The organism is Lactiplantibacillus paraxiangfangensis, assembly GCF_036246185.1.
Taxonomy (GTDB): Bacteria; Bacillota; Bacilli; order Lactobacillales; family Lactobacillaceae; genus Lactiplantibacillus; species Lactiplantibacillus paraxiangfangensis.
The window spans coordinates 1-25,413 of record NZ_BTPW01000033.1 but is presented as its reverse complement, the minus strand read 5'-3'; the positions used below and the strand labels follow the sequence as shown (position 1 = coordinate 25,413).

The following is a 25,413-nucleotide window of genomic DNA, read 5'->3' as shown; positions in this document are numbered from 1 at the left end:
ATTCAAATCTAGAAACACGTAAACCACAATGGTTTACGCATCTAAAAGACTGGTTTACTCAAGAACAGTTAATCTTAAAGGGTTTAGAACTGGATCCAATTTTTCAAAATACTTACTTTACAGCGCATGCCTTAGTGGATGCGTTAAGAACCAGAGATTACCAACGTTTCATCGAAGCTTTAAGTAGAACTGACAAAGTCAGTTCACAGCTTGAAACAACCATTAAAACCTATCGTAAACATCTGTCTCTAATTAAAAACATGATGGCAAGTACCTACTCCAATGGCCCTTTAGAGGGCGTTAATCGCAAAATAAAGCAAATCAAACGGACGGCGTACGGGTACAAAAATTGGTCGCGTTTTTACACACGAATTCGGATTGAATTTACAATTCAGAACAAAAAAAGGAAACCAATTCGAAAATGAATTGGTTTCCTCATAAAGTTCCTCATCAACAGCCGTTGACAAAGAGCCATTTAATTAAAATATTTATTTTTGATAATCAAAAAGGCCCCAATTCGTAAGTGAATTGAGACCCTTTTTGAGCATTAAACTATTCCAAGAAATCTTTTAATTGTTTACTACGTGATGGGTGCCGTAACTTCCGTAAAGCCTTGGCTTCGATTTGACGAATCCGTTCACGGGTCACACCGAAGACTTTTCCGACTTCTTCCAGCGTCCGAGTCCGACCATCATCTAGTCCGAAACGTAACCGCAAAACGTTTTCTTCACGGTCAGTCAGCGTGTCAAGCACGCCTTCCAATTGTTCCTTGAGCAATTCGTACGCTGCAGCGTCAGCAGGTGACGTTGCATCTTGGTCTTCAATGAAATCACCCAAATGTGAATCGTCCTCTTCACCGATTGGGGTTTCCAAGGAAACGGGTTCTTGTGCAATCTTCAAGATTTCACGAACTTTTTCCGTTGGCATATCCATTTCGGCACCAATTTCTTCAGGAGTAGGTTCGCGCCCTAAATCTTGAAGTAATTGACGTTGAATCCGGATCAACTTGTTAATCGTTTCAACCATGTGAACCGGAATCCGAATCGTTCGTGCTTGGTCAGCAATCGCACGCGTAATTGCCTGACGAATCCACCAAGTGGCGTAAGTTGAGAACTTGAACCCCTTGCGATAATCAAACTTTTCAACGGCCTTCATTAATCCCATGTTACCTTCTTGGATCAAGTCCAAGAATTGCATCCCACGGCCAACGTACCGCTTAGCGATGGAAACAACTAACCGCAAGTTAGCTTCTGCTAATTCCTGCTTAGCTGATTCATCACCTTGTTCGATCCGTAAAGCCAACGCAACTTCTTCGTCAGCTGTTAACAGATCAACACGGCCAATTTCCTTCAAGTACATCCGAACAGGGTCGTTGATTTTAATCCCCGACGAAGAACCAGCAGAACTTAATTCCTTCTTGCTGACCTTTTTGACACTCTTAACGGCCCGCGCATCTGGTTCGCCCTTTTCGTCAACGACACTGATTCCAGCGTCTTCAACCTTTTGCAGTAATTTATTAATACCACTGGCATCCAATTTGTAAGGCGCCGCAATCTTATCTGATAGTTCATCATACTTAACACTACCAGTCTTCTTGTAATCCTTAATTAATGCTTTAACGGCTTTGTCGTACGCTGCCGTTGCTTTTGATTTTGCCATGTAGTAGCCTCCTAAAAATTGTCAGCTTGCTGTACTTGCTGTTGTTTCCGGTATAACTCAATCAATGCCAAGGTCAATTGTTGCACCAAATCGTGATTTCCAATCTGCTTGGCCGCCGTTAATTCGGCTTTTTTACCATTAATTTGTTCAACGAGCGGTTGTTGATTCATAATGACATTCACTAAATCAGCAACTTCTTCTTTTGACGACTCACTCGCAATATCCATGAATTCCAAACTAGTTAAGACTGGCTGTAAACTAGTATCCGCCATAAAGTCAGTAAAATTAGCAAGGTCAAACTGATTATGCGTCTTAAAGTACGCTTCTGCGTACACCAGAATCTGTTGGTACGGATCGTGCACGAAGTGGAACCCAGCGACCGCCATCACGCGTAACCACACGTCGTGATCATGCAATAAGCGGTATAGCAAGAGTCGTTCAGCCTTTTCAACCCGACTAAGCGGGCCGCTGTTACTTGTCTCACCGGTCACCGCAATTGGCGGTGGCGTCATCGGTGCTGGTGCGGGGGGCGGTGATTGGCGTGATTGCTGGACAGACCGTTGACCAATCAACGACCGTAACTGCTGTTTTAAGTCGTCCTTATCTAAGCCAAATTCTTGAACCAATTGGTTTAAATAGAGATCTTGTTCCACACTCGAAGACAGCTTCGTTAATTGTTGCAAGACGGCACCGAGGTACGTCAACTGATCCTGCGTATTCTGCAAGTTTAAGTCGTGACGCAAATATCGCATTTCAAAAGCCGTTGGTGTCTGCTTACCATCCGCAAACACCTGCACAAACTTTTCTTGCCCCGCGTTACGCAGATACTCATCCGGGTCCATCCCGTCAGGCATCTGAATCACGCTCAGGTTTAAACGACTGTTGTCACCCAACAACTTAAGGGCTCGATCCGTCGCCTTTTGCCCGGGCATATCACTGTCATAACAAATCGTTAACTGATCGGTCACCCGCTCCAACATGTAGATCTGCTCGTTAGTCAAGCTCGTCCCCATGGAAGCGACCCCATTTTGAATTCCCGCCCGGTAAGCGGCAATCACATCCATGAAGCCTTCAAATAAAACGACCGCTTTCCGCTGACGAATTGCGCCGCGCGCTAAATCGAAATTAAAAAGCACGTCACGCTTATTAAATAGCTTCGTTTCAGGACTATTCAAATACTTAGGTTCATTTGGTGACTTCGTTAGAATCCGGCCAGAAAACGCAATGACCCGTCCACTGGCATCCTTGATGGGAAAGAGCACCCGATCGACAAAGCGATCACGCAACTCCCCCTCTTGATTCTCAATGAACAGACCCGATTGCCGTAAAAGCTGGTAATCAATATCGTGCTCCTTAAAGAAATCTAGTAGCAATTGATTCTTAGGGGCGTATCCAATACCAAAAGTCGCAATGGTTTGGTCATCTAGGCCACGTTGGTGGAGATAATCTAGTGCGGGTTCTCCCAACTCAGTATTAACCAAAATGTGCTGATACATCTTCGCACTATCGGCATACAACTTCAGCAGGTCCGCTTGTTGCTGATCCTTGGGCGTACTAACTTGTGCCTGTGCCGTATAACTGGCTGGCAACTCAATGTGTCCAAAGTCTGCCACTTTTGCAACGGCTTCGGGAAAGGATAAATTCTCTAAGTCCATAATGAACGAAAAGACGTTACCACCCCGGCCGCAACTAAAACAGTGAAAAATTTGTTTTTGTTCATTAACCGAAAAAGAAGGGGTTCGTTCTTCATGAAATGGGCATAAACCAAAAAGGTTTTTACCGGCTTTCTTAAGCTGCACATACTGCCCGATAAAATCCGCAATGTTCACTGCGGAACGAACCTGATCAACCTTATCTTCAGGAATTCGATTGGCCACTTTGCCACCCCATTTCTTTAAAGTCCGACAAAACAACCAAACAATTCGTAACAATCAAAAGCCGCACCACTTTAACCGGGATGCGACTATTAACGTGCGAACTTTTACAGAATATATAATACCACAAGCTTGACAGCAGTGCAACAATAAGTCTCACTTATTAGACATTCCTGTCAAGTCTGTCTAATCATGCAAAAAAAGGAAGTCCCACGGATAGCTTTCCCTGAGACTTCCTTCTATTATACAAGCTAAATTTCTATTTAACGACTAATTGGTTCAGATCACCCATCACGTTAACCATCTTGGCAATGATCAACAACTGCTTGATGTGGTTGTCACGAACGGCTTCGTCTTTACTCATGACCATCGTTTGTTCAAAGTAATCAACGATTAATGGCCGCAAACCAGCTAAAGCTTTAAAGCGGTCTTCCATCGCCATATCCGCCGTAACTGTCTTTTGAACTTCGGCAACGGCATCGTAGAGGTGTTGTTCCGCATCATTTTCAAACAAACTTGGGTCAACCGTCAAGTCATCGACGCTTAAGTCCGCCTTAGCCGTGATCCGCAATAAGCGGGTGAAAGCTTCAATGGTATCCTTAAACTTCGGATCATTCTGGTGCGCATTTAAGACGTCGGCCGCCTTAAACATTTCACGAATATCCTGACGACTTCCCTTAACGACCGTGTCTACAATATCATAACGGAGTTTCTGGTTACTGAACCATTGCTTGACCCGATCCGTTAAGAATGCCGCAACCGGCGTTGTTTGTTTGGCAAAGTCTAAGCTGTAAGTTGCGCCGTGAGCTTCCAATTCTTTTTGAATGGCTGCTTCAAATTGACGAATTGGGAAGTCCCAACCTTGGTCACGCACGATCCGGACGATCCCAAAGGCCTGGCGACGTAAAGCAAACGGGTCGTTGGAACCGCTGGGTGTCAAACCAACTGCAAAGAAACTGCTGATTGAATCAATCTTATCCGCAACGGCTAAAACGGCCCCAACCTTTGATTGTGGTAGCGCACCGTCCGCACTAATTGGCATGTAGTGTTCACGAATTGCTTGGCCAACTGCTGGGTTTTCACCCTTCAATTCAGCGTACTTTTCACCCATAACCCCTTGTAATTCAGGGAATTCGCCAACCATCCCCGTAACAAGGTCAAACTTATAGATTTGTGCTGCGCGGTGCAACTGGTTCTTTTCGGTCTCGGACAGACCAAATTGATCAGCTAGGTAGCCACTGATATACATGACCCGTTGCATCTTTTCGTACATCGTCCCAATCTTGTCATGGAAACTAACTTTTTTAAGCCGTTCAACGTATTCCTGAATGGAGTGTTGTTGGTCTTCATGGAAGAAGAAAGCGGCGTCTTCCAAGCGGGCCGTTAAGACTTTTTGATTCCCACGCGCCACGTTTTCTAAGTGATCACTGTTTCCGTTACGAACCGAAACAAAGTGTGGTAACAAGTTGTCTTGTTCATCCGTCACGTAGAAGAACCGTTGGTGATCCCGCATTGACGTGATCAATACTTCGTCTGGAATCGTCAGGTACTTCGTATCAAAGTCACCTGCAAAGGCCGTTGGGTATTCAACCAAGTTGTTAACTTCTTCTAGCAAGTCTTCGTTAACCTTAATTTGCCAGTCGTGTTCCTCTGCCAAAGCGGCAATTTGTTTGCGAATCGTTGCTTTACGCTTATCAGCGTCAGCAACAACGAATACGCTTGATAAATCAGCTTCGTAGTCCGTTGCGGTCTTGATTTCAACGTCGTGGCCTAAGAAACGGTGACCGCGACTAGTCCGACCCGCCTTGACATCTAAAATCTGGATTGGCACGATTTCATCATCAAGTAATGAAACTAACCACCGAACTGGCCGAATATACTTAAAGCTATACGTTGACCATTTCATCATGGTTGGGAAGTTCATCTTAGTGATGACATCCTTAATGCCGGCAGCTAAGACTTCTTTAGCCGTCTTACCAGCAGTAAACGTTTGAACGAAAACGTATGGCGTCCCCTTGATATCTTTAAAGACGATATCATCAGTTGATGCGCCTTGACCCTTTGAAAACCCAATGGCCGCCTTAGTCCAGTTGCCGTCCGCATCCTGAGCAATTTTCTTAGCAGGACCACGAACTTCTTTTTTGACGTCCGCTTGTTTGTCATCTAAGCCGCTAACTTCAACGGTCAACCGACGGGGGGTCGAAAACAGTTTAATGGTGTCAAAACTTAAGCGTTCATCCTTTAAGAACTTCGCCATCCGTTCTTTAAGTTGTAACACACTCGGTGTAACGACGTGTGCCGGCATTTCTTCCAAACCGATTTCAAGTAAATAAGTTTTAGCCATTATTTCGTCTCCTCCTGTGCATGTTTTAATAATGGGAAGCCCCGCTTTTCACGTTGCGCAACGAATTCCTTGGCAATCGACTTCGCCATGTTCCGAATCCGGTCTAAGTAACCGGCCCGTTCCGTAACGGAGACCATCCCACGTGCATCCATCAAGTTAAAGGTATGGCTACACTTCAAACAATAATCGTAAGCTGGGTGAACCAAACCATTCTTGATTTGGCGCTTAGCTTCCTTTTCATATTCATCAAAGAGCATTAATAATAGGTCTTCATTGCTATCTTCAAAGGCGTACTTGGAGTTTTCAAATTCAGGTTCCAAGAAGATATCGCCATACTTAACCCCATCGCCCCATTCGAGGTCAAAGACGGAGTTAACATCTTGAATATAAGAAGATAGGCGTTCCAAACCATACGTAATTTCGGAAGTGACCGGGTCAACTTCTAAACCACCGACTTGTTGGAAGTAAGTGAATTGGCTGATTTCCATTCCATCTAACCAAACTTCCCAACCAACACCGGCACAACCCATGGATGGGTTTTCCCAGTTATCTTCTACGAACCGAATATCATGTTCTAGGGGATTGATTCCTAATTTTTCCAAACTTTGTAAGTACAAGTCTTGAATATTTTCAGGTGATGGCTTCATCACAACTTGGAATTGATGATGTTGGTATAACCGGTTTGGATTTTCACCATAGCGTCCATCGGCTGGCCGCCGTGATGGTTCAACGTAGGCTGCGTTCCAAGGTTCTGGTCCGATTGCCCGTAAGAAAGTGTACGGACTCATCGTCCCGGCACCCTTTTCAGTATCATAAGACTGCATCAACATGCAACCTTGGTCTGACCAAAACTTTTGCAAGGTCAAAATGATCTCTTGCACTGATAATTTTTTGCTCATGGTTTTCCTCCCAAAATTAGTGACTGAATGGTTAAAGCCACAAAAAAAGTCCCCTGCCGTTTCAAAAAACGACATAGGGACGATTGATTTCGCGGTTCCACCCTACTTCTGAGTAACCTCAGCAGCTTGATTAATGTTTACAAAGCTCCGAGAGCGCCAATCAACTAGTTCAACTGGTCACTTTTCACCGTCGTGACCTCACTGTAAGTTCCAACTAATTCACTTTCTCTCATCAACACTTAACTATTCAGTTCTCCATAATCATAGCCGATGACGTGGGCTTTGTCAATCTTCATCACGCGGTTTGAGCGGCTGATACCAGCTACCCATTTGATCAATAAACCGCTTGGACTTTAGCCGTAATCCAACTGAATTATTATAAATTTCATCCAAGATTCGGCGCAACTCAGTCGCGGTATTCGGCTTCACCTTGATCGAGTGAACTTTCGCCAAATCCAAGACTGAAAATTGTCGCAAATAGAAAATTGCCGCCTGACTGGCGTGTAACCGGTGTGGGTCTAAATGCCAATGTTGTTGGCAGAGCAACCCACCGTAACTTTCCGAAAAATCAAACGGTAAGTCGGTCCGACCACAAACTGTGCACCCGCGTAATTCCGGAGCAACCCCAAACGCACCCAGCATTTGGATTTCGACAACGTTGGCAACTAACGCTGGTGCCACGTTTTGGTCGATCAACTGTAACGCACTAGTCAGCTGTTGATACCACCGCCCCACCGGCTGATTATCCGGGTAAGCAACGTCTAGCAAGTTCATGACGTAGGTTGCGTAGGCGTTTAACGCGATATCCTGACTGATGTTTTCAAAATACTGAACAGATTTAACGCTGTTAATGTACGATAGCCCGTCACGTAGGTCACCAACGTATTCACCCATGGTAAACGGCAATAGCTCCGCGGCCATTTTGAATCCCCGGCGCCGGGCACCCCGAATGAAAAACATCTTCTTACCGTATTCCGCAGTCAAAAACTTGATCAACATATCGCGTTCGCGGTAATCACGCCGAAACAGTAGAATACCGTTAAAGTTGGTAATCATTTGTTGGGCCATTTACTCACCTGCTACTTATTAATAATCGTCAGACCGATAACCATAGCTGGCTAACAAGTCTTGCCGATCCTTCCAGTTTTCCTGTACTTTGACCCATAGTTCTAGGTAGACCTTATCACCAAGTAGGTGCTCAATATCCTTACGAGCCATTGAACCGATTCGTTTCAGCATACTACCACCCTTACCGATGATAATCCCCTTCTGCGAAGACCGTTCAATAATGATCGTTGCTTGGACGTGAATCTTTTCTTCATCTTGGCGCTTGATCGAGTCAATAACCACCGCTGTTGAATGCGGAACTTCCTGACGCGTCAATTCCAAGACCTTTTCACGAATCAATTCAGAAATAATGAACCGTTCCGGGTGATCCGTAATTTGGTCTGATGGGTAGTATTGTGGTCCTTCTGGTAACCGTTCTTTTAGCGTTTCAACCAGTTCATCGACGTTATTTCCTTCTAATGCGGAAATTGGATAAACGTCTTTCCAAGGTAACGCATCCTTATACTGGTCCATGATCTCCAACAAGTGGTCAGGATGGACCTGATCAATCTTATTGATAACTAAGTAAATTGGCTTCTTAACGTTTTTTAACCGGTCGATGATGAAGTTATCACCCGCACCACGACGTTCATCCGCGTTGATCATAAACATCACCGCGTCAACTTCGCCAAGCGTTGATAGGGCTGACTTAACCATAAAGTTACCTAGGCGACTGTGGGGCTTGTGAATCCCAGGTGTATCAATAAAGACCATCTGGGTATCGCTAGTCGTGTAGATGCCTTGAATTCGATTACGCGTCGTTTGGGCCTTGTCGGACATAATGGCCACTTTTTGACCAACAATCCGATTTAATAGTGTTGATTTACCGACGTTAGGACGACCGATGATCGCCACAAAGCCGGAATGAAATGCCGTATTTTCTGCCATGAAATTTTCCTTTCTACAACCAGGCCATTACTAGTGGCCAGAGTTTGGGAACAAATAGAATTAGACCAACGATCACCGCAAAGGCCGCTGCAAAAACGACCGCACCAGCTGCGATGTCTTTCACCTTTTTTGCTAGCGGTTGGTAATGTGGTCCCGTAATTAAGTCACAAATGTTTTCAGCAATGGTGTTATTGATCTCACATAACATCACCATAAAAATTGCCAGGGATAACCAAAGCCACTGATTCGCGTCTAGGCCGACCCACCAACCGAAAAGCAACGCAATTGCGCCCAACACCAAGTGTGTCCGCATATTGCGTTCCTCAACAACAACCGTCTTGAGCCCGTTCCAGGCATGCAACCACGATTGCCAAAATGAATGGTTTTTACCGACTTGTAGCCGGTCAGGTCTATTTTTTGAGGCCATAAGCATCCAGAATTTGCCGTTGCAACCCAAACATCTCTGTTTCGTCTGCCGGCTTTAAATGGTCATACCCATTCAAATGAAGAAAACCATGCACCACTAAGTAACCGAGTTCCCGGGCTTGCGAATGGTCGAGAAAAGCTGCCTGTTCAGCAACTTTATCGACCGAGATCATAATATCTCCCAAATTTAATGGGAGTTCCTCAGCTAATTCCGGATCCATGATAATCGGATCATCATCTTCGTCGTCACTCATTGCAAAACTAATGACGTCGGTTGGACGGTCAACACCCCGGTACTGTTCGTTAATTTTTTGAATGGCATCGTTATTCATCAACGTCACCGATACCTCGGTGTCATCTTTTAATTTCAACGTTTGACCCGCAAGATCAATCAAGTCCCGGACAAGTTTTAATTGTTCTGGCGTCGCACCTTGCGTTGTTTGATCATATAATTCTAAATCCATAATTCCTCCGTTTACTTTTGTTCCACCTTGTCGTAAGCCGTAATGATTTTTGCCACGACTGGATTTCTAACCACGTCATCCGCCGTAAACTTAACGAATGAAACGTTACTAATACCGCCTAAGATGCGTTCAGCTTGAATCAAACCGCTAGTTGTATTACGCGGTAAATCGATTTGTGAAATATCACCGTTGACAATCATCTTGGCGCCAAACCCTAACCGGGTCAAAAACATTTTCATTTGTGCATTCGTTGTATTTTGCGCTTCGTCCAAAATCACGAAGGCGTGATCCAACGTCCGACCACGCATATAAGCCAATGGGGCAATTTCAATCACACCGCGGTCCATCAACCGTTGGGTATGTTCGGCACCATAGATGTCATAAAGCGCGTCATAGATGGGTCGTAAGTATGGATCAACTTTTTCTTTTAAGTCACCGGGTAAAAAGCCTAAACTTTCACCAGCCTCAACTGCTGGACGGGTCAAGATCAACTTTTCAACGTCACCGCGTTTCAGGGCAGCAATCGCCATTACCACAGCTAAGTACGTTTTACCAGTCCCAGCAGGACCAATCCCAAAGGTAATGTCGCTCTTATCAACGGCTTGAACATACTGCCGCTGACCAAAGTTCTTGACCCTGATCGGACGGCCTCGGTTATCTTTAATCAAGGTCTCCGAATACAGGTCCTTAAAATAATCCAAGGTGCCCCGGTTAACCATCTTAATGGCACTAATCACATCGGGTGCCCCAATTTGGATACCTTGCTTAATCAAACTAGTTAAATTATCTAAGACTGCTTGCGTATTATGAACGGCCGCTTCATCATCACCGCTGATCGTCATTTGGTCACCGAACACGTGTAAATTAACGTGTAGGCCATCTTCTAGAAGTGCCAAGTGCGCATCTTCTGGGCCTAACAGTGCAACTGACTGTGCTGGATCAGCAATCAGAAATTTTTGTTCATATTTTGAGTTTTCGGTCAAAAACGTGAACCCCTTTATAAACAGATTTAGTTACCATCATTACTAATGGTACCCGTTAGCATAACCACGCCGTTTAAACGGGTATTTGTTAACTAATCATAGCATAAAAATGCACCACCTACCAGCACGACCGCCCGCCTGTCAATCGCAATTAACGGGACACAAAAAGCCGAGGAATCACTTCCCCGGCTTAACCGTTAATTCAATAATGATTTAACTGTTTGGTTGATCAGTTTGCCATCGGCCTTGCCTTTCAGCTTAGGCATGACTGCGCCCATCACCTTACCGAAGTCACCTTTACCGGTTGCTCCGATTTGTTGAATGGCATCAGCCACCACTTGACGAACTTCTTCATCCGACAATTGTTTAGGCATGTACTTCTCAACGATTGCAATTTCAGCTTTAACACCGTCAACTAAATCTTGACGATTAGCACTCTCGAATTCGCTTAATGATTCACGCCGTTGTTTCAGTTCGCGTGAAATCACGCTAACCTCTTCTTCGGCCGTTAAATCGCGACCTACGTTGATCTTTTCATTCATCAACGCAGCCTTGAGCATCCGCAAAACACTAAGGCTTTGCTTGTCGCGTGCCTTCATCGCAGCTTTAAGATCACCATTGAGTTCATCTGTAAGACTCATTGGTTGCCCTCCTCATCACAAGTTAAACTTAGTAGTCACCTACTAAATTACTTGAAACGACGACGGTTCTTGCGCTTACGAGCTGCTTCAGACTTTAACTTCTTCTTCACACTTGGTTTTTCGTAGAATTCCCGTTTGCGGTATTCTTGTAAAGTACCACTTTTTGAAACGGTACGTTTAAAGCGACGAAGAGCATCATCAAGAGATTCGTTTTTACGAACGACTGTTTTTGCCATAATAAATTCCCTCCCTCCGAGCTTAAAAAGTAACCGTCAAATTATGCATACTTACATAACGCAACTGTTCTAGTAAATTATACATAAATCAAAATAGGGCGTCAACAAAAGTTTTAGAATTCTGACAAATAATCGTTAATAAGTCTGTTAATTCGGACAGTAAATCGTTTTCATAACCCCGGCGCTATGCTACACTGGAGACATTATCGAACCGAAATGAGGTTAATTTTATGTCAGAAATTAAAATTTATATTATCTCCGATTCCGTCGGTGAAACGGCCCATAGTGTCGCTCAGGCTGCCGCCGCCCAATTTTCCGAATACGAAATTCGCTATCAGCGCTTTCCGTTTGTTCGGACTAAATCTTTATTACAGACTGTTTTGGTCCAAGCAGAAAAAAATCACGCGGCGATTTTTCACACTTTTGTTGACCGAAACCTTAGCCAAACCGTCAATCAATTCTGTGAATCCCATTCATTACCCTACTATGACGTCATGACCCCCGCATTGGATACCTTCTCAGGCATCACCCACGTCCAACCATCGAACCACCCTGGGACGGTGCACGCGTTAAACACGAACTACTTTGATCGAATCAATGCGATTGAATTCGCCGTTACCTATGATGATGGTAAGAACCCCACCGGTTTTTTGGAAGCCGATGTCGTCTTATTAGGGGTATCACGGACATCCAAGACCCCATTGTCATTGTACTTAGCAAACCGCAACTTAAAAGTGGCCAACTTACCACTCGTTCCTAAAGCTCAGATTCCTGATGAAATTTGGAAAGTTGATCCTAAAAAAATCTTTGGGTTGACCAACGATCCCGAAAAGCTCAACACGATTCGGCGGCAACGGATGGTTCAATACGGCCTCAATCCTGACACGATGTATTCAAACACGGATAAAATCAAAGCCGAATTAGCCTATGCCGACGACATTTTCAAGAAGATTGGTTGCTTAGTCATTAACGTGGCCAACAAATCAATTGAAGAGACCGCGACCCTCATTACAGAAAGCCTCGGCAATTTCGACGCGGATCAATAACAATTTAAAATATAACTCAAAGTGGCCTGGATTTTTTCCGGGCCACTTTTTTTGCTTTCTACGATTAAAAATAGTTAACTTACTAACTAAAGATCGAAAGTGCTAATCGGACACTCGGAGGTTGCCACTGATGGCATCGGTCGTGAAGGTGGCCTTTGACCGGCGAATTTCCGGTCTTAGGCCACGGACGGTCTGAAACAGTTGCGCATTTTGCAACTGTTTCAGACGAGGGACCAGACCGCTTCTCAGGCTAGGCCCGGTCCCACGACCGCATGTCATCAGTGGCAACCGGAATAACTTACAAGTAACTAATTCTTATCGGTTTAGACACTGATACAACAGTACTTAATCCTTAAATTTAACTTTCATCATGTCTTTAGTTACTAACTAAACTATTCTGGCCGGTCAATTCCGACACTTGCCTTAAGGTAGGCGTCATCATCAGCGGCGTGCATCACTAAGTCGGCAATGGCCCGTCGTGACACGTTGTGACCGCCGAACGGTTCGCCTTTTTGCGTCACTTCATAATCGTCGCCCCCGTTGTCAAACCAACCTGGCCGTACGATCGTGTAGGCTAAGTCAGACGCTTCGATAACGTCCGCAGCCGCTCGGTAACCACGCAACATTGGATTGCTAGCCAAGTTGCCGTCAGCACCTAGGTAAGCTGGAATTTCATTGTAGATTCCCATGGAAGTAATGAAGATCAACCGTTTTACTTGGGCTTGATGCATCGCTGCAATAATACTTTCTGCCATTGCCTTTAAATCGCCACTTAAAGCGGCAAAAACAACGTCTTGCCCGGCCATCGCGGTTGCCAATTGATCGATATTAGTCACGTCACCCCGAATCGCCGTTTCCCGGTCTGACTGAACCTTAATGCGATCTGCGTGGCGTGCAAATAAGGTTAATTGATCCGCACTATTTGTCAAAAAATAGTCGCGCGTCGTTGAACCAACGGAGCCAGTCGCTCCAATAATTAAAACGTTTTTCATTTTTTGTCCTTCTTTTTAAAGTTAGTTTCATTTCTAATCTTACATACTAAACTGAAATTGCCTTTTAATACGTCGTCACAACCGCGGCGATAATTTGTAAGTTTTCCGCGACCCGTTGAATCGTCATAACCGTTTTTAACGGCCAGGCATGGCGGGCACTCCCGTGAATCGAAGCCGTCACCCGATTTTCGCCAGTGACTTACCAGCCATCACTCAGCTTGTCAACGGTGACGTGATCTTCTTGCGAATCAAAGTAAGCCATCTGACCTTCTTTGATTTCACTAAGCCATTCCGATCGCAGCTGAACATAGCCAGTCATGTGCGTCAGTGTAAATTGCGGCGCTAACAGTTGGTCGAGTTGGTCAACATCATCTGCCGCTAGTGCCAAATTATAGTTTCGATATACTGAAATTAATTCATTTTCCATTATAATCACCCGTATTCGTTATCAACATGCCCTTATTTTACAGCCTTGCAGTGACATTAAGGCAAGGGTTATTTTCTTTCACCCGGGACAATTAAGAAAATTGCCGCCAACAAGGCTAGGAGCAATAATCCTGACCCAGTTAAAATGGCGTTTCTAAAACCAACTACCGAATTGTTAGTCATATTTTGAACCGCCACTAAAATCGACAAGCCCACCGAACCACCAATCTGGTGCATCACGTTGACCACGCCGGAAGCCGCCCCAGCATCAGCACCCTGGGTATGGGCCACACCAGCTGCGGTGAACGGACTAAGCGCTAGGCCTTGCCCAATCCCGATAACGACCATCGGCAACGCAATCCCCAACCAGTAGCCAACACTTGGCGCAAAGAAGCTCAGCCAAAACATCCCTAATAATGTCAGACCAATTCCAATCACAAGTAAGCCACCGTTTCCCCATTTAGCCGTCAAACGAGCAACTTGCAACGCCACAATAAAGTTCACGATGGTCAACGGGAAGAAAGCGATGCCCGCCATCAAAGCGCTAAAACCTAACTGATTTTGCATCAATTGCGGCGTAATAAACCAAAAGCCCAACATTGCGCCCAAGTACAGGAAGCGGCCAATATACGCCCCAACCCGTTCACGGTCCGCAAATAGGCGTAGCGGCATGATTGGTTGCGCCGTTTTCCATTCCTGGTAAATGAACCCCATTAACATCACAATGGCTAAAACCAAGGCTGGTAGCTTCGCCCAAGTCCCGACAATACTATAAACCAAAGCACTCATCCCGATAAGTGACGTAATCGTACCAACCCAGTCGAGTTTGCCATCAGCTTGTCCATGGTCGGCCTTCAAATGGCGAATCGCCAAGTAAAACATCCAAATACTAATCGGCACATTGATGAAAAAGCCGACCCGCCAAGTTAATAAACTGGCAAAGATCCCACCGATAACTAAACTCACACTGGCGCCAATCCCCGCCATCGCCCCGTAATACGCAATTGCGCGAACCCGGGCCGGGCCTTCATAAGTATCCATCAAAATAGCCAGCGTTGTGGGTGCCAAAATGGCTGAGCCAATCCCTTGAAAAGCACGGGCAGCAATAATCATTGGGGCGTTAACCGCTAACCCAACGATCAGCGAACCTAATCCAAAGATAATCAAGCCAATTTCAAAAACTCGACGGCGTCCAAATAAATCCCCAGCGCGACCACCGAGTAGTAGGAACCCACCAAAGGTCAACGAGTACGCGCTGCTGACCCAGGAAAGGGTCTGTTGGTTCAGTCGTAATTCTTGGGCGATTTTCACCGTTCCCGTAAAGATAATCGAATTATCCAGTAAAATCATAAAGTAGCTGAATAGAATAATTAATAGAATCCAGTCAAAACGTTTGTTTTTAGTCATGTTGTACTCCTTGTCTTTAAGTGAATAAATGCAGTTTAGCCCCTTGAAGCTACTGCAAGGCAAGGAAAAATTTGAAATTTTTTAGGAAACCACAAAAAAACGCCCTGACTTGGTTTAGTCAGAACGTCGGATTAATTTGCTTTTAATAATGGCATCGGTTGCGAGGGGCAAGACGCTTCTCAGGCTTGGCCCGGTCCCACGACTGCATGTGGATTAGCTTACAACTCAACCTGACCGCTAGTATGTTTTACCGCTCATTTTCAACGTCATCAAGTAGATTTTCGTTGAATTGACCAGCCCGTAGCATGGCAATTTCATACTTATAAGGCGCGTGTTGGTGTTTCTTGTCTTCACCAACGTACGGTGTTTCCAAAATTTTACTAATATTATCTAGTTGTGGGTGGTGGCAAACATAGTTCAAGGCGTCAAAGCCAATGGTCCCCATCCCGATATTCGTATGACGGTCCTTATGTGCGCCCTGGGGATTCTTGGAATCGTTCAAATGAACAACCTTTAAACGGTCTAAGCCAATCACGTGATCAAACTCATTTAAGACACCGTCAAAGTCATTTTTAATATCATAACCCGCATCACTCGTATGACAAGTATCAAACGTCACCGACAATTTTTCATTGTGGGTAACCCCGTCAATCATGGCCGCGATTTCTTCAAACGTCCGGCCAACCTCAGTCCCTTTGCCCGCCATCGTTTCAATCGCAATTTGAATCTTTTGGTCAGGACGAATGACTTCATTTAAACCCTTCACGATTTGAGCAATGGCAACGTCAGCACCCGCACCAACGTGAGCACCGGGATGCAAGGTTAATTGGGTCGCCCCAACCGCTTCAGCCCGCTCGATTTCATGATACAAGAAGTCCGTTGCAAACTCAAAATACCCGGGTTTAGTCGTATTACCAAGGTTCACAATGTACGGTGCGTGGACCACGATCTGTTGCAGATCATTGGCCGCGATGACCGGCTGGGCCGCGGCAATGTTTAATTCATCAATTGGTTTACGACGCGTATTTTGCGGTGCGCCCGTATAGATCATAAAGGTGTTCGCCCCGTAACTGGCTGCCTCTTCCGCAGAACCCAGTAACATCTTTGGTGCTTTCATTGATACGTGTGATCCAAGTCGTAACATAACATCCCATCCTTCACTCATGATTAAAATAACACTGGCATGATTGCCAAATCACCCCGGTACCCAACTAAATAGTGCGCCTACTTCATTATACAAAAAAATGGTCGCTTCGGCATTAACCGACGCAACCATTGTCGTTTTTAAAATTAAATCATGTCAACGAACCGAGACCGGAACTTGTAATGCAGGTGCGAACCAATCAACAAGAAGAAGAGCACGACGCCCCAGAAAATAAGGGTTAAAATCGGCTGACTCCACATGTAACTGTCTGACCCTTGGTGGAACATCGAATTCCGAAACCCGTTGATCACGTAGAAGAACGGATTTAACTGTAAGATCCGGACAAACGGCGCCGGAAAACCAGTTGTTTGGAAGTTGAACAAAACACCTGATAAGTAGAACAGCATCCGCATCAAGGATTGCAATAAGATCTGCCAATCCCGAACTAACACGGAAACAGTTGAATTAAAAATGCTTAATGCAAACATCAGTGCCATCATGCAAATGAAGTAGTAGATCCATTGCAACCACTGTACAGCGGGGTAAACGCCATTAAAGAAACCCAGTGCGATTGAGAACACCAGCATCGTCCAGAAGGAGTTTAAGTTACCAACAATCCGAATCGAAGGTAATACCGAAACCGGAAACTTCATTTTAGACACCATGTTGACCCGCTGATAAATACTCTTGGAACCGTCCAAAATTGCCCGGTTCATGAAGAACCAAGGGGTAATCCCGATAACCATCCACATTAAGTAGGACACCCCATCGAGATTGCTACCTTTTTTAAAGCCACCACTAAAGACGATCCAGTAAATCCCGATTTGAATTAACGGGTATAAATATTCCCAGGCTAATCCCAAGTAGTGGTTTTGATAGCTAGCTTGATCTTCATAGTTGGAGATCCGCCAAATGATGCCCCAATTCTGGAATTGTTCCTTAATTATTGATACGACCTCTTTCAAGGCACTGACACTTCCTATCTTTCATTGTGACATAACTAGTTTATTTTGGATAAAAGTAAGCTAAAGTCCGCTCAGTCGCGTGACCATCATTGTACGTGTTCCACAGCTGATTAAACGCTGCGACCCGTGGTGCTGCAGCGGGTGTCGCTAATTCGTCATTCAGTGCAACCGTCGTGGTCACCATCGGTCCCGGCGCCCACGTTTTGAAGTCTGCCTGCAGTCCGACCGCTTGATTGAAACTTTGCCAGTCAAAGACATAGAATACCATTTTCTGGCAATTTGGCAAGAGTGCATAGTCAAAAATAACGGACGAATAGTCGCTAATTAACGTATTGGTGACCGTTAACAGCTCGTCGGTACTAAATTCTGGTACCGCCGTTATTAGGTCAGGATACTGCGCCTGGAGCGCCGACGCTTGTTGCGCTAAGTGCGGGTGTAGCTTTACGATCAACCGCTGATTGGGTGCCAACCGAAGCGCTTTGAAATCAGCCGGCAAGTCAAATTGAACCCCCGCCCGATAAGTTGGGGCGTACAAGATCAACTCACAGCCCTTCAATTCAGGATGCTGAGTATAAATTGCTGCCCGGGTGGTTTCAATCCAACCAGTTTGTCGATAGCGGTCTGAGCGTGGATAACCCAACATCTGCATCCGGCTCATTGGCACGTGATAACTGTCCGCAAAAACCTGCCCCATCTTGTCAGAACCGACCACAAAGTCCGTAATGTGATTATAAACGGCTTGAAAACGGCGCTGATCACCAGCCGAACGCTCAGAAGTTTGCGGGTCACCCCAACCAAACGCCTTGACGGCTCCGCCAGCGTGCCATAGTTGAATCACCCGCTGATGGCGATGCCGGTAGACCCCGGCCGTAAAAGCGTAGTAATTATCGACGTACAGGTCCGCTGCCCGCGTTAACACTGGAATCCCGGTGAATACGAAACCCAGCGAATCGTGAAAAGCCTCCGTTGCGATGCCATCCCTTGCAAGCTTGGCCGCACCCGACTGCGCGGACGGCAAATAGTAAACTGTCAACCGATTTGGCACCCGTTTATTCAGTTGCCGAATAAAATCAAGGTTATCCGCGAAACTCATTAAATAAATGACGTGGTTCGATGTCTTAAAGTGCGCTAACCACGAAATAATTCTAATTAGCCAGACATAGATTTCTTTTTTCAAACCGGCCACCCTTTCACACTGTTAAATACAACAATTGATTATATCATATTTTACTTTTACACCCCTTCTAAACATGAATTACTTTATCGTTGCTTAATAATTACTTTTTCTTAAATAAAACTAATTGTTAGTCCCAAAAATAACGGGGCCGTAGTCTTCTGCTACTAGCCCCGTTATTGATAATATCTTTATTGATTTCCAGGTTTTATGGTTTAGGTTCGTAAAAGTGGCCCAAAATTTTAACCGTATCCGAAATGCTGACAAAGGCGTGTGGATCAGACTCCGCCATTGCGGCCTTTAATTCCGGCATCTCATAACGCGTAATTACGGTAAAAAGAATTGTCTTATCGTCATGTTGGTAAGCACCCTCAGCATTATGCACAATGGTCACCCCACGGCGAATTCGGTTCTGCACACTATCGATCACCGTCTTCGGGCGACTCGTAATGATCATCACCTGCATCTTTTGCTGACGCGTATAGGTCATGTCAATGACCCGACCGTTCACAAAGAGTCCCAAGGCGGAATAAAACGCGTATGGCCAGCCGTAAACGAATCCGGCAGCCACGATAATGATTGAATTAAACGCCATATTTATGGTCCCGATACTGCGGCCCGTCTTCCGGCGCAAGACGATCCCAATAATATCCAGCCCACCGGTCGAAATACCATTTTTAAGTGCGGTCCCGGTCCCAAAACCGTTCACAGCACCCCCAAAAATCGCACAGATGATTGGGTCATGTGTCAAACCAACCGGCGCGATCACCTTAATCATAATACTAGACAAGGCAACGGCTAAAAACGTATACATCGTAAACCGATGACCGATTGAACGCCACGCGATGATAAACATTGGCACGTTTAACAGGAACAACAGAGCCGCTGTTGACAGTTCAAATGGTAAGAATTTGGACATTAAACTATTAAATAGTTGGGCTAAACCGGTAATCCCGGATGAATAAATGTGACCTGGTGTCCAAAAGTAATTCATTGCAATGGACACTAGGATAGCGTAGATGAAGGCCGTTGACGCCTTGACCACGTCACGATGATGCTTGGATAACTGCTGAAAATCATCCATGAATTTGAGTGCTCCTTTACGTTTTTGCTTTCGCTATTGTAACACGCTTAACCGCTAACTGACGCGGTTTTACAATTTTCTACCAGAAGTCTCACAGTTCTCAGCAAATCCACATTTTGTTAATCAACCTTCGGCGTTGTTGCCCACTTTTTAGCGACGAAATCAGCCCGGCCACCCGCTTCTTGTTCAGCAAAGACGACCGGATTATTTTTATAAAACTGCTGATGTTCCGCTTCAGCTGGATAAAACGGCCCCGCGTCTTCAATGGTCGTCACGATTGGCTGTTCAAAGCGTTCACTAGCTTGTAGCGCTGCTTTCGAGGCTTCAGCGACCTGACGTTGGGCCGGACTGTTGACAAAGATGACCGGCCGATAGTTATCACCCCGGTCTTGAAATTGGCCCATCGCATCGGTTGGGTCCGTCTGGTGCCAATAAATCTCAACCAATTGCGCATAACTAATCACTTCGGGGTCAAACGTAATTTTAACCGCTTCAGTATGGCCCGTCGTGTGCGCCTTAACTTGCTGATAAGTAGGATTCTCCGTGTGGCCGCCAGTATAACCCGAAACGACCTGCTCAATCCCAGCTAGCTGGTCAAACGGCTTTACCATGCACCAGAAACATCCACCCGCAAAAATTGCTGTTTCCATTAAGATTCCTCCAATTAAGTTTTAATATAAATTTAACACTAACCAAAAAGAACGTCCAATCGCTGGATTGGACGTTCTTTCGCTGAGATAACTTAGTCTTGAGTCTCTTCGTCTGGTTGTTTCGTAATCAGAAGATCCAAGTCGGCCAATTGTTGGTCGGAAACCGTTGCCGGTGCGTTCGTCATCGGTTCGGAAGCCTTGGAGTTCTTAGGGAAGGCAATCACTTCACGAATGTTGTCATTACCAGATAACAACATTGCGAAACGGTCTAACCCGATTGCTAAACCGCCATGAGGTGGAAATCCCATGTCTAAGGCGTCTAGTAAGAAGCCAAACTGTTCTTGTGCACGTTCCTTGGTGAAGTTAAGCGCCTTGAACATCTTCTCTTGCAATTCACGGGTATGGATCCGGATTGACCCACCACCTAATTCGTAACCGTTCAAGATGATATCGTAAGACTGTGCGTGCGCTTTATGAGGATCTTCACCTTCGTTTAAGTAGTGAACATCTTCTTCATTTGGCATCGTGAATGGATGGTGCGCTGGTACCCAACGTTCGATCCCTTCATCGTATTCAAAGAGTGGCCAGTCAACGACCCATAGGTAGGCGTATTGATTTTCGTCAATCAAGTCTAATTCCTTGGCAATGGCTTTCCGCAAGTAACCAAGAGTGTCCGCAACGACTTTGAACTTGTCCGCAGCGAATAACAATAAGTCACCCGCTTTAGCTTCGGCTGCCGTCGTAATGGCTTCAAAATCGCCATCATTCTTAAAGAATTTTGCGACCGGGCCACTAAATCCGTCTTCAGTAACTTTCATCCAGGCTAAGCCCTTTGCGCCAAAGCGCTTTACGTATTCCGTGTAGGCGTCAATCTGTTTACGGGAGTACTTGTCAGCGCCACCCGGTACAGCGATCGCTTTAACTTGGCCACCAGCTTCAAGAGCATTGTCAAAGACCTTAAAGCCAGCGTTCTTAACGGCATCCGCCATGTCCTTTAATTCCATCCCGAAACGAATGTCAGGTTTTTCAGAACCAAAGCGGTCCATGGATTCTTGCCACGTAATCCGTTTGAATGGTGCCTTAATGTCAATCCCCTTAACGTCTTTCATGACTTTTTGGATTAACCCTTCCGTATACGACTGAATTTCTTCGGCCGTTAAGAAGGACGTTTCCATATCAATCTGCGTAAATTCAGGTTGACGGTCCCCACGTAAGTCTTCATCACGGAAACAACGGGCAATTTGGTAATAACGGTCGAAACCGGCACCCATTAATAACTGCTTAAAGAGTTGTGGTGATTGTGGTAACGCATAGAAGTGACCTTGATAGATCCGTGATGGTACTAAGTAGTCACGGGCCCCTTCTGGTGTTGATTTCGTCAAAAATGGCGTTTCAATATCGTAAAATTCGTTGTCATCAAAGTAACGGTGCGCAGCCTTAGTGATCCCATTACGAATCTTTAAGCCGCGTTGCATTTCAGGCCGACGTAAGTCTAAGTAACGGTACTTCAACCGTAATTCGTCTGAAACGTTGATGTTATCTTGAATGTAGAATGGTGGGGTTTTGGCCTTATTTAAGATCTTGGCCGAGTGGATTTCAACTTCCACCTTCCCAGTCTTCATCCGATCATTAATTGCATCGGCGTTTCGGTCAACCACTTTTCCTTGAACTTCAATCACGTATTCGCTACGTAATTGATCCGCAACGTCCAAGGCGTCCTGTGAAAATTCTTGACTGAAAACTAATTGGACGATGCCTTCACGGTCCCGTAAATCAATAAAGATCAAGCTCCCAAGGTCCCGGCGTTTTTGTACCCAGCCTTGTAAAGTGACTTCTTGACCTAAATAATCTTCATTAACTAGGCCCGCATAAGTCGTTCTTTTCATTAAAAATTCCTCCTTATTTGCTAGTTAAAATTTGATCAACATGGTTAAAAATATCGGCCATGGCAACTTGGCGTTCTTCACCAGTCGCCATTTCCTTCATATTCACGACTTGATCAGCCATTTCGGTTTCGCCAACCGTCATCGTATAACGCGCATTCAACCGGTCCGCACTCTTGAATTGTGCTTTCGGTTTGCGGTCCAAGTAGTCCCGTTCAGCCGTGAAACCAGCTTCCCGGACAGCTTGAACTAACTTAAGAGTTGTGGCGCTGGCGGTTTCACCAATACCAACAACGTAAACGTCCAACGAATCGTCCGTTGGAACGGCCACGTTTTCAGCGTCCATTAAGACCAACAAACGTTCAACCCCCAGGCCAAACCCGACACCAGAGACTTCGGGACCGCCGAGTTCTTTAACTAACCCGTTGTAACGGCCACCCGCACAAATCGTCGTGTAACCTTGGCCAAGCGACTTAGAGTTCGTCATGATTTCAAAAATCGTATGGTTATAATAATCCAGCCCACGCACCATCGTTGCGTCAACTTCGTAAGGAATGTCCAAAGCTTCCAAGTAAGCCTTCGCTTGGTCAAAGTGGTCCTTAGCTTCTGGCGTTAAGTAATCCAGAATTGAAGGGGCGTCCGCCACAAACTTCTGATCTTCTGGCGCCTTACTATCTAAGACCCGCAATGGGTTTTTGTGTAACCGTTCCTTGGAGTCATCACTTAGTTCTTCAAAGTGTGGTTCCAGGTAATCGATCAACGCTTGTCGGTAGTCATCACGCGTTTGTTGGTCGCCCAACGTATTGATAGCCAGTTTTAAATCGTTCAAGCCAAACTTTTTAAGTAAGTTATAGCCCATTGCAATGACTTCAACGTCTAACGCGGCACTTTCACTCCCAAAAGCTTCCACACCTAATTGGTGGAATTCACGGAGCCGCCCTGATTGGGGCCGTTCGTAACGGAACATTGGTCCCATGTAATAAACCTTATAAGGCTTTAGAACTTGTGGACCGTATAACTTGTTTTCCACGAAAGCCCGGACAACACCAGCCGTACCTTCTGGCCGGAGCGTGACATGCCGATCACCCTTGTCGTGAAAATCGTACATTTCCTTAGTCACAATATCGGATGTGTCACCAGCCGAACGTGAGAAAACTTCAAAGTTTTCAAACATTGGCGTGCGAATTTCTTTAAATTGATAGGTCTTAAATAAGTCGCGAGCCGTTTGTTCAACGTACTGCCACTTCTCACTGTCACCGGGTAAAATATCTGCGGTGCCCTTTGGCCGTTGGTATCTCATTAGTTACTTCCTCCTTCTAATCAAATCGACAAAAAAAGCGCCCCTGAATATAATCAAGGGCGCTTTTAGCGCGGTACCACCTTTATGAGTACTATCTGATAACGTCTGTAATCACAGGCGGAACGTTCCGTTCACCTCAAAAGCGTCTCCTCATTGCTCGCAATCCGGAATTCTCAGCACTACCGGTCTCTGGTTAACGCGTTGCACAATGCTCTTACTTTCTCTGCGGTCGATTTATTAACTTACAATTAAAACTACACGAAAACCGCCGAAATGTCAACTGATGCTCGTAAAATAATGGCAATTACCGCCGAAAAATCATTTTTTTGGTATACTGGGTAAAGTATTCTGAAGAACGCAATTACTAAATTTAGTTGGTGACCTATTCATGCAAGTGTTAAAAAAATTTTGGCGCCAAATAACTGTTTCGCTGGTCTTCATCGGACTCGTGGTTGGCTTCGTGGTTTTACTCGCCACGAACAATACCGCCACGGTGAACATCGCAAACGTTAATATTCGCCAAGGTCCCGGGATGAGCTACGCCATTGCGGACGCTACGACCAAAGGGACCAAAGTTCACATTATTAAGCGCAAAAATAACTGGCTATATGTTCGTTATGCGGATCATAAGTTTGGCTGGATTGCCAGCTGGCTCGTCAACGAACACAACACCCAATTAACGCGGACGACCAAAATTTCCGAAGCCACCATCGTCCTCGATCCCGGCCACGGGGGCTCCGATTCCGGCGCACTCTCCAGTCAGGGGAAAATGGAAAAAACGTATACGCTGCGCGTCGCTAAGGTCGTTGCTAAACGGTTACGGGCTGCGGGGGCTCACGTCGTCATGACTCGTGACAGTGACGAATACGTTGGTCTGAGTGCCCGGCCCGCGATTGCCAATAAGCTTCACGCGGATGCCTTTATCAGTTTCCACTTTGACAGTTCGCCCGAAAAGAACCAGGCTTCTGGTATTACAACTTACTATTACCATAAGGCAAATTCATTGACGCTTGCTAATGACCTTAGTAAGAATGCTTCGACGTTACCGATCCAAAGCAAGGGCGTTGACTTTGGGGACTTCCTAGTCATTCGCGACAACTCGGTTCCGGCCGTCCTCATGGAATTAGGCTATATCAATGATAAGTCCGACTTTAAGACCATCAGCTCTAGCCAATACCCTAACGAGGTGGCCCACGCCGTGTATGCCGGCCTCACGACTTACTTTGCCAACCAATGATTTTCTCTTAATCGTAATCGGATAAAAAAACACCTCGGAAATCTAATATTTCTGAGGTGTTTTTTGGTCTTGGGACTTCATTGATACCCAGAATTAGCACGGCACTACCACGTGAAATTTAGGCTCTAGAATATTGGGTGTTGATGGAAATCCATCAACACCCAGTTTTTGTGTAAAATAAAAGGACAACTTCCCCCAATGCACCACCCGTACCGACCAAAGTAAAAGTAAAGGCAAGTGAGAAAAGATGTCCCAAAATCATTTTATCGAAGATACTCTTCAAATTAAAGACCCAAATATTATTTGTACTGATATTGATAGTAGTAATCCAAGCAAACAGGTCATTCACGCTAAACTGACCTATCCTTTAAAGAACTGCCCACTTTGTGGCCAGCCCGAAGTAGTACGTTTTGGGACTAATCTAATTAATGTCAGAATGCCCCCAGTCAAAGAACGACCAATTATTTTAAAATTGCGTAAGCAACGTTATCGGTGTAAATCCTGTAAGCATACTTTTAGCGCACAAACATCATTAGTTAAACCGCATTGCCAGATATCAGAAGATACGAAGCAAATGATTATCT

General features: G+C 45.3%; 25 protein-coding genes. 4 read left to right on the top strand and 21 right to left on the bottom strand.

What is annotated here, in order from left to right; translation table 11 throughout:
* A partial coding sequence (locus AAA939_RS13770; protein ID WP_338225973.1) for a transposase occupies nt 1-425 on the top strand: 425 nt, incomplete at its 5' end.
* Nucleotides 426-552: 127 nt separating this feature from the next.
* Here AAA939_RS13770 and rpoD read toward each other — a convergent pair.
* The 11 genes from rpoD to rpsU form a co-directional block, all read right to left on the bottom strand.
* Complete coding sequence (gene rpoD / locus AAA939_RS13765; RefSeq protein WP_338211318.1) at nt 553-1,659, bottom strand: RNA polymerase sigma factor RpoD; 1,107 nt, start codon at nt 1,657-1,659, stop codon at nt 553-555.
* Between the two features lie 11 nt (nt 1,660-1,670).
* Nucleotides 1,671-3,536: a DNA primase gene (gene dnaG, locus AAA939_RS13760; protein WP_338211351.1), complete on the bottom strand. Its 1,866-nt coding sequence runs from the start codon at nt 3,534-3,536 to the stop codon at nt 1,671-1,673.
* 256 nt (nt 3,537-3,792) lie between these two features.
* On the bottom strand, nt 3,793-5,877 hold the full coding sequence (gene glyS, locus AAA939_RS13755) for a glycine--tRNA ligase subunit beta (protein ID WP_338211320.1): 2,085 nt from the start codon (nt 5,875-5,877) through the stop codon (nt 3,793-3,795).
* Entirely contained in the window at nt 5,877-6,776 is a 900-nt protein-coding gene (gene glyQ, locus AAA939_RS13750; RefSeq protein WP_057707236.1) for a glycine--tRNA ligase subunit alpha, read from the bottom strand. Before glyQ ends, glyS begins: the two co-directional genes overlap by 1 nt.
* Nucleotides 6,777-7,061: 285 nt before the next feature.
* Entirely contained in the window at nt 7,062-7,832 is a 771-nt protein-coding gene (gene recO / locus AAA939_RS13745; RefSeq protein ID WP_338211353.1) for a DNA repair protein RecO, read from the bottom strand.
* A 30-nt stretch (nt 7,833-7,862) separates the two neighbouring features.
* Nucleotides 7,863-8,771, bottom strand: coding sequence for a GTPase Era (era, locus tag AAA939_RS13740; RefSeq protein ID WP_338230989.1), 909 nt, complete (start codon nt 8,769-8,771; stop codon nt 7,863-7,865).
* A gap of 13 nt (nt 8,772-8,784) precedes the next feature.
* Entirely contained in the window at nt 8,785-9,198 is a 414-nt protein-coding gene (locus tag AAA939_RS13735) for a diacylglycerol kinase family protein (protein WP_338211323.1), read from the bottom strand.
* Nucleotides 9,182-9,661 carry an rRNA maturation RNase YbeY gene (ybeY, locus tag AAA939_RS13730; protein WP_338211325.1) on the bottom strand — a complete coding sequence of 160 codons (480 nt, stop codon included), beginning with the start codon at nt 9,659-9,661 and terminating at the stop codon, nt 9,182-9,184. Before ybeY ends, AAA939_RS13735 begins: the two co-directional genes overlap by 17 nt.
* A gap of 11 nt (nt 9,662-9,672) precedes the next feature.
* Nucleotides 9,673-10,644: a PhoH family protein gene (locus tag AAA939_RS13725; protein ID WP_338211328.1), complete on the bottom strand. Its 972-nt coding sequence runs from the start codon at nt 10,642-10,644 to the stop codon at nt 9,673-9,675.
* A 197-nt stretch (nt 10,645-10,841) separates the two neighbouring features.
* A complete protein-coding gene (locus AAA939_RS13720; protein WP_057707242.1) occupies nt 10,842-11,285 on the bottom strand; it encodes a GatB/YqeY domain-containing protein in 444 nt (147 codons plus the stop codon).
* 47 nt (nt 11,286-11,332) lie between these two features.
* Complete coding sequence (rpsU, locus tag AAA939_RS13715; protein ID WP_003638914.1) at nt 11,333-11,521, bottom strand: 30S ribosomal protein S21; 189 nt, start codon at nt 11,519-11,521, stop codon at nt 11,333-11,335.
* 230 nt (nt 11,522-11,751) lie between these two features.
* Between rpsU and AAA939_RS13710 the strand changes: the two genes are divergently transcribed.
* Complete coding sequence (locus tag AAA939_RS13710) at nt 11,752-12,567, top strand: pyruvate, water dikinase regulatory protein (protein WP_338211333.1); 816 nt, start codon at nt 11,752-11,754, stop codon at nt 12,565-12,567.
* 392 nt (nt 12,568-12,959) lie between these two features.
* Here AAA939_RS13710 and AAA939_RS13705 read toward each other — a convergent pair whose 3' ends face one another.
* The 10 genes from AAA939_RS13705 to hisS form a co-directional block, all read right to left on the bottom strand.
* Entirely contained in the window at nt 12,960-13,559 is a 600-nt protein-coding gene (locus AAA939_RS13705; RefSeq protein WP_338211335.1) for an NAD(P)H-binding protein, read from the bottom strand.
* Nucleotides 13,560-13,758: 199 nt separating this feature from the next.
* Entirely contained in the window at nt 13,759-13,986 is a 228-nt protein-coding gene (locus AAA939_RS13700) for a nuclear transport factor 2 family protein (RefSeq protein ID WP_338211337.1), read from the bottom strand.
* Nucleotides 13,987-14,054: 68 nt separating this feature from the next.
* Complete coding sequence (locus AAA939_RS13695; RefSeq protein WP_338211339.1) at nt 14,055-15,392, bottom strand: MFS transporter; 1,338 nt, start codon at nt 15,390-15,392, stop codon at nt 14,055-14,057.
* Between the two features lie 247 nt (nt 15,393-15,639).
* On the bottom strand, nt 15,640-16,536 hold the full coding sequence (locus AAA939_RS13690; RefSeq protein WP_338211341.1) for a deoxyribonuclease IV: 897 nt from the start codon (nt 16,534-16,536) through the stop codon (nt 15,640-15,642).
* Nucleotides 16,537-16,682: 146 nt separating this feature from the next.
* Nucleotides 16,683-17,501 carry an ABC transporter permease gene (locus AAA939_RS13685; RefSeq protein ID WP_338211343.1) on the bottom strand — a complete coding sequence of 273 codons (819 nt, stop codon included), beginning with the start codon at nt 17,499-17,501 and terminating at the stop codon, nt 16,683-16,685.
* A 40-nt stretch (nt 17,502-17,541) separates the two neighbouring features.
* A complete protein-coding gene (locus AAA939_RS13680) occupies nt 17,542-18,687 on the bottom strand; it encodes a CDP-glycerol glycerophosphotransferase family protein (RefSeq protein ID WP_338211344.1) in 1,146 nt (381 codons plus the stop codon).
* 196 nt (nt 18,688-18,883) lie between these two features.
* On the bottom strand, nt 18,884-19,759 hold the full coding sequence (locus tag AAA939_RS13675) for a YitT family protein (protein ID WP_057707250.1): 876 nt from the start codon (nt 19,757-19,759) through the stop codon (nt 18,884-18,886).
* Nucleotides 19,760-19,878: 119 nt separating this feature from the next.
* Entirely contained in the window at nt 19,879-20,409 is a 531-nt protein-coding gene (msrA, locus tag AAA939_RS13670) for a peptide-methionine (S)-S-oxide reductase MsrA (RefSeq protein WP_338211346.1), read from the bottom strand.
* A 92-nt stretch (nt 20,410-20,501) separates the two neighbouring features.
* The gene (gene aspS, locus AAA939_RS13665; protein ID WP_338211348.1) at nt 20,502-22,295 is read right to left on the bottom strand and encodes an aspartate--tRNA ligase; all 1,794 of its coding nucleotides are present in this window, start codon (nt 22,293-22,295) and stop codon (nt 20,502-20,504) included.
* Nucleotides 22,296-22,308: 13 nt separating this feature from the next.
* Nucleotides 22,309-23,592: a histidine--tRNA ligase gene (gene hisS, locus AAA939_RS13660; RefSeq protein ID WP_338211349.1), complete on the bottom strand. Its 1,284-nt coding sequence runs from the start codon at nt 23,590-23,592 to the stop codon at nt 22,309-22,311.
* Between the two features lie 388 nt (nt 23,593-23,980).
* Between hisS and AAA939_RS13655 the strand changes: the two genes are divergently transcribed.
* Nucleotides 23,981-24,829, top strand: a complete 849-nt coding sequence (locus AAA939_RS13655; protein ID WP_338211350.1) for an N-acetylmuramoyl-L-alanine amidase family protein — start codon at nt 23,981-23,983, stop codon at nt 24,827-24,829.
* A gap of 247 nt (nt 24,830-25,076) precedes the next feature.
* Nucleotides 25,077-25,413 (top strand): transposase family protein (locus AAA939_RS13650; protein WP_338230428.1); only part of this gene is annotated, 337 nt, incomplete at its 3' end.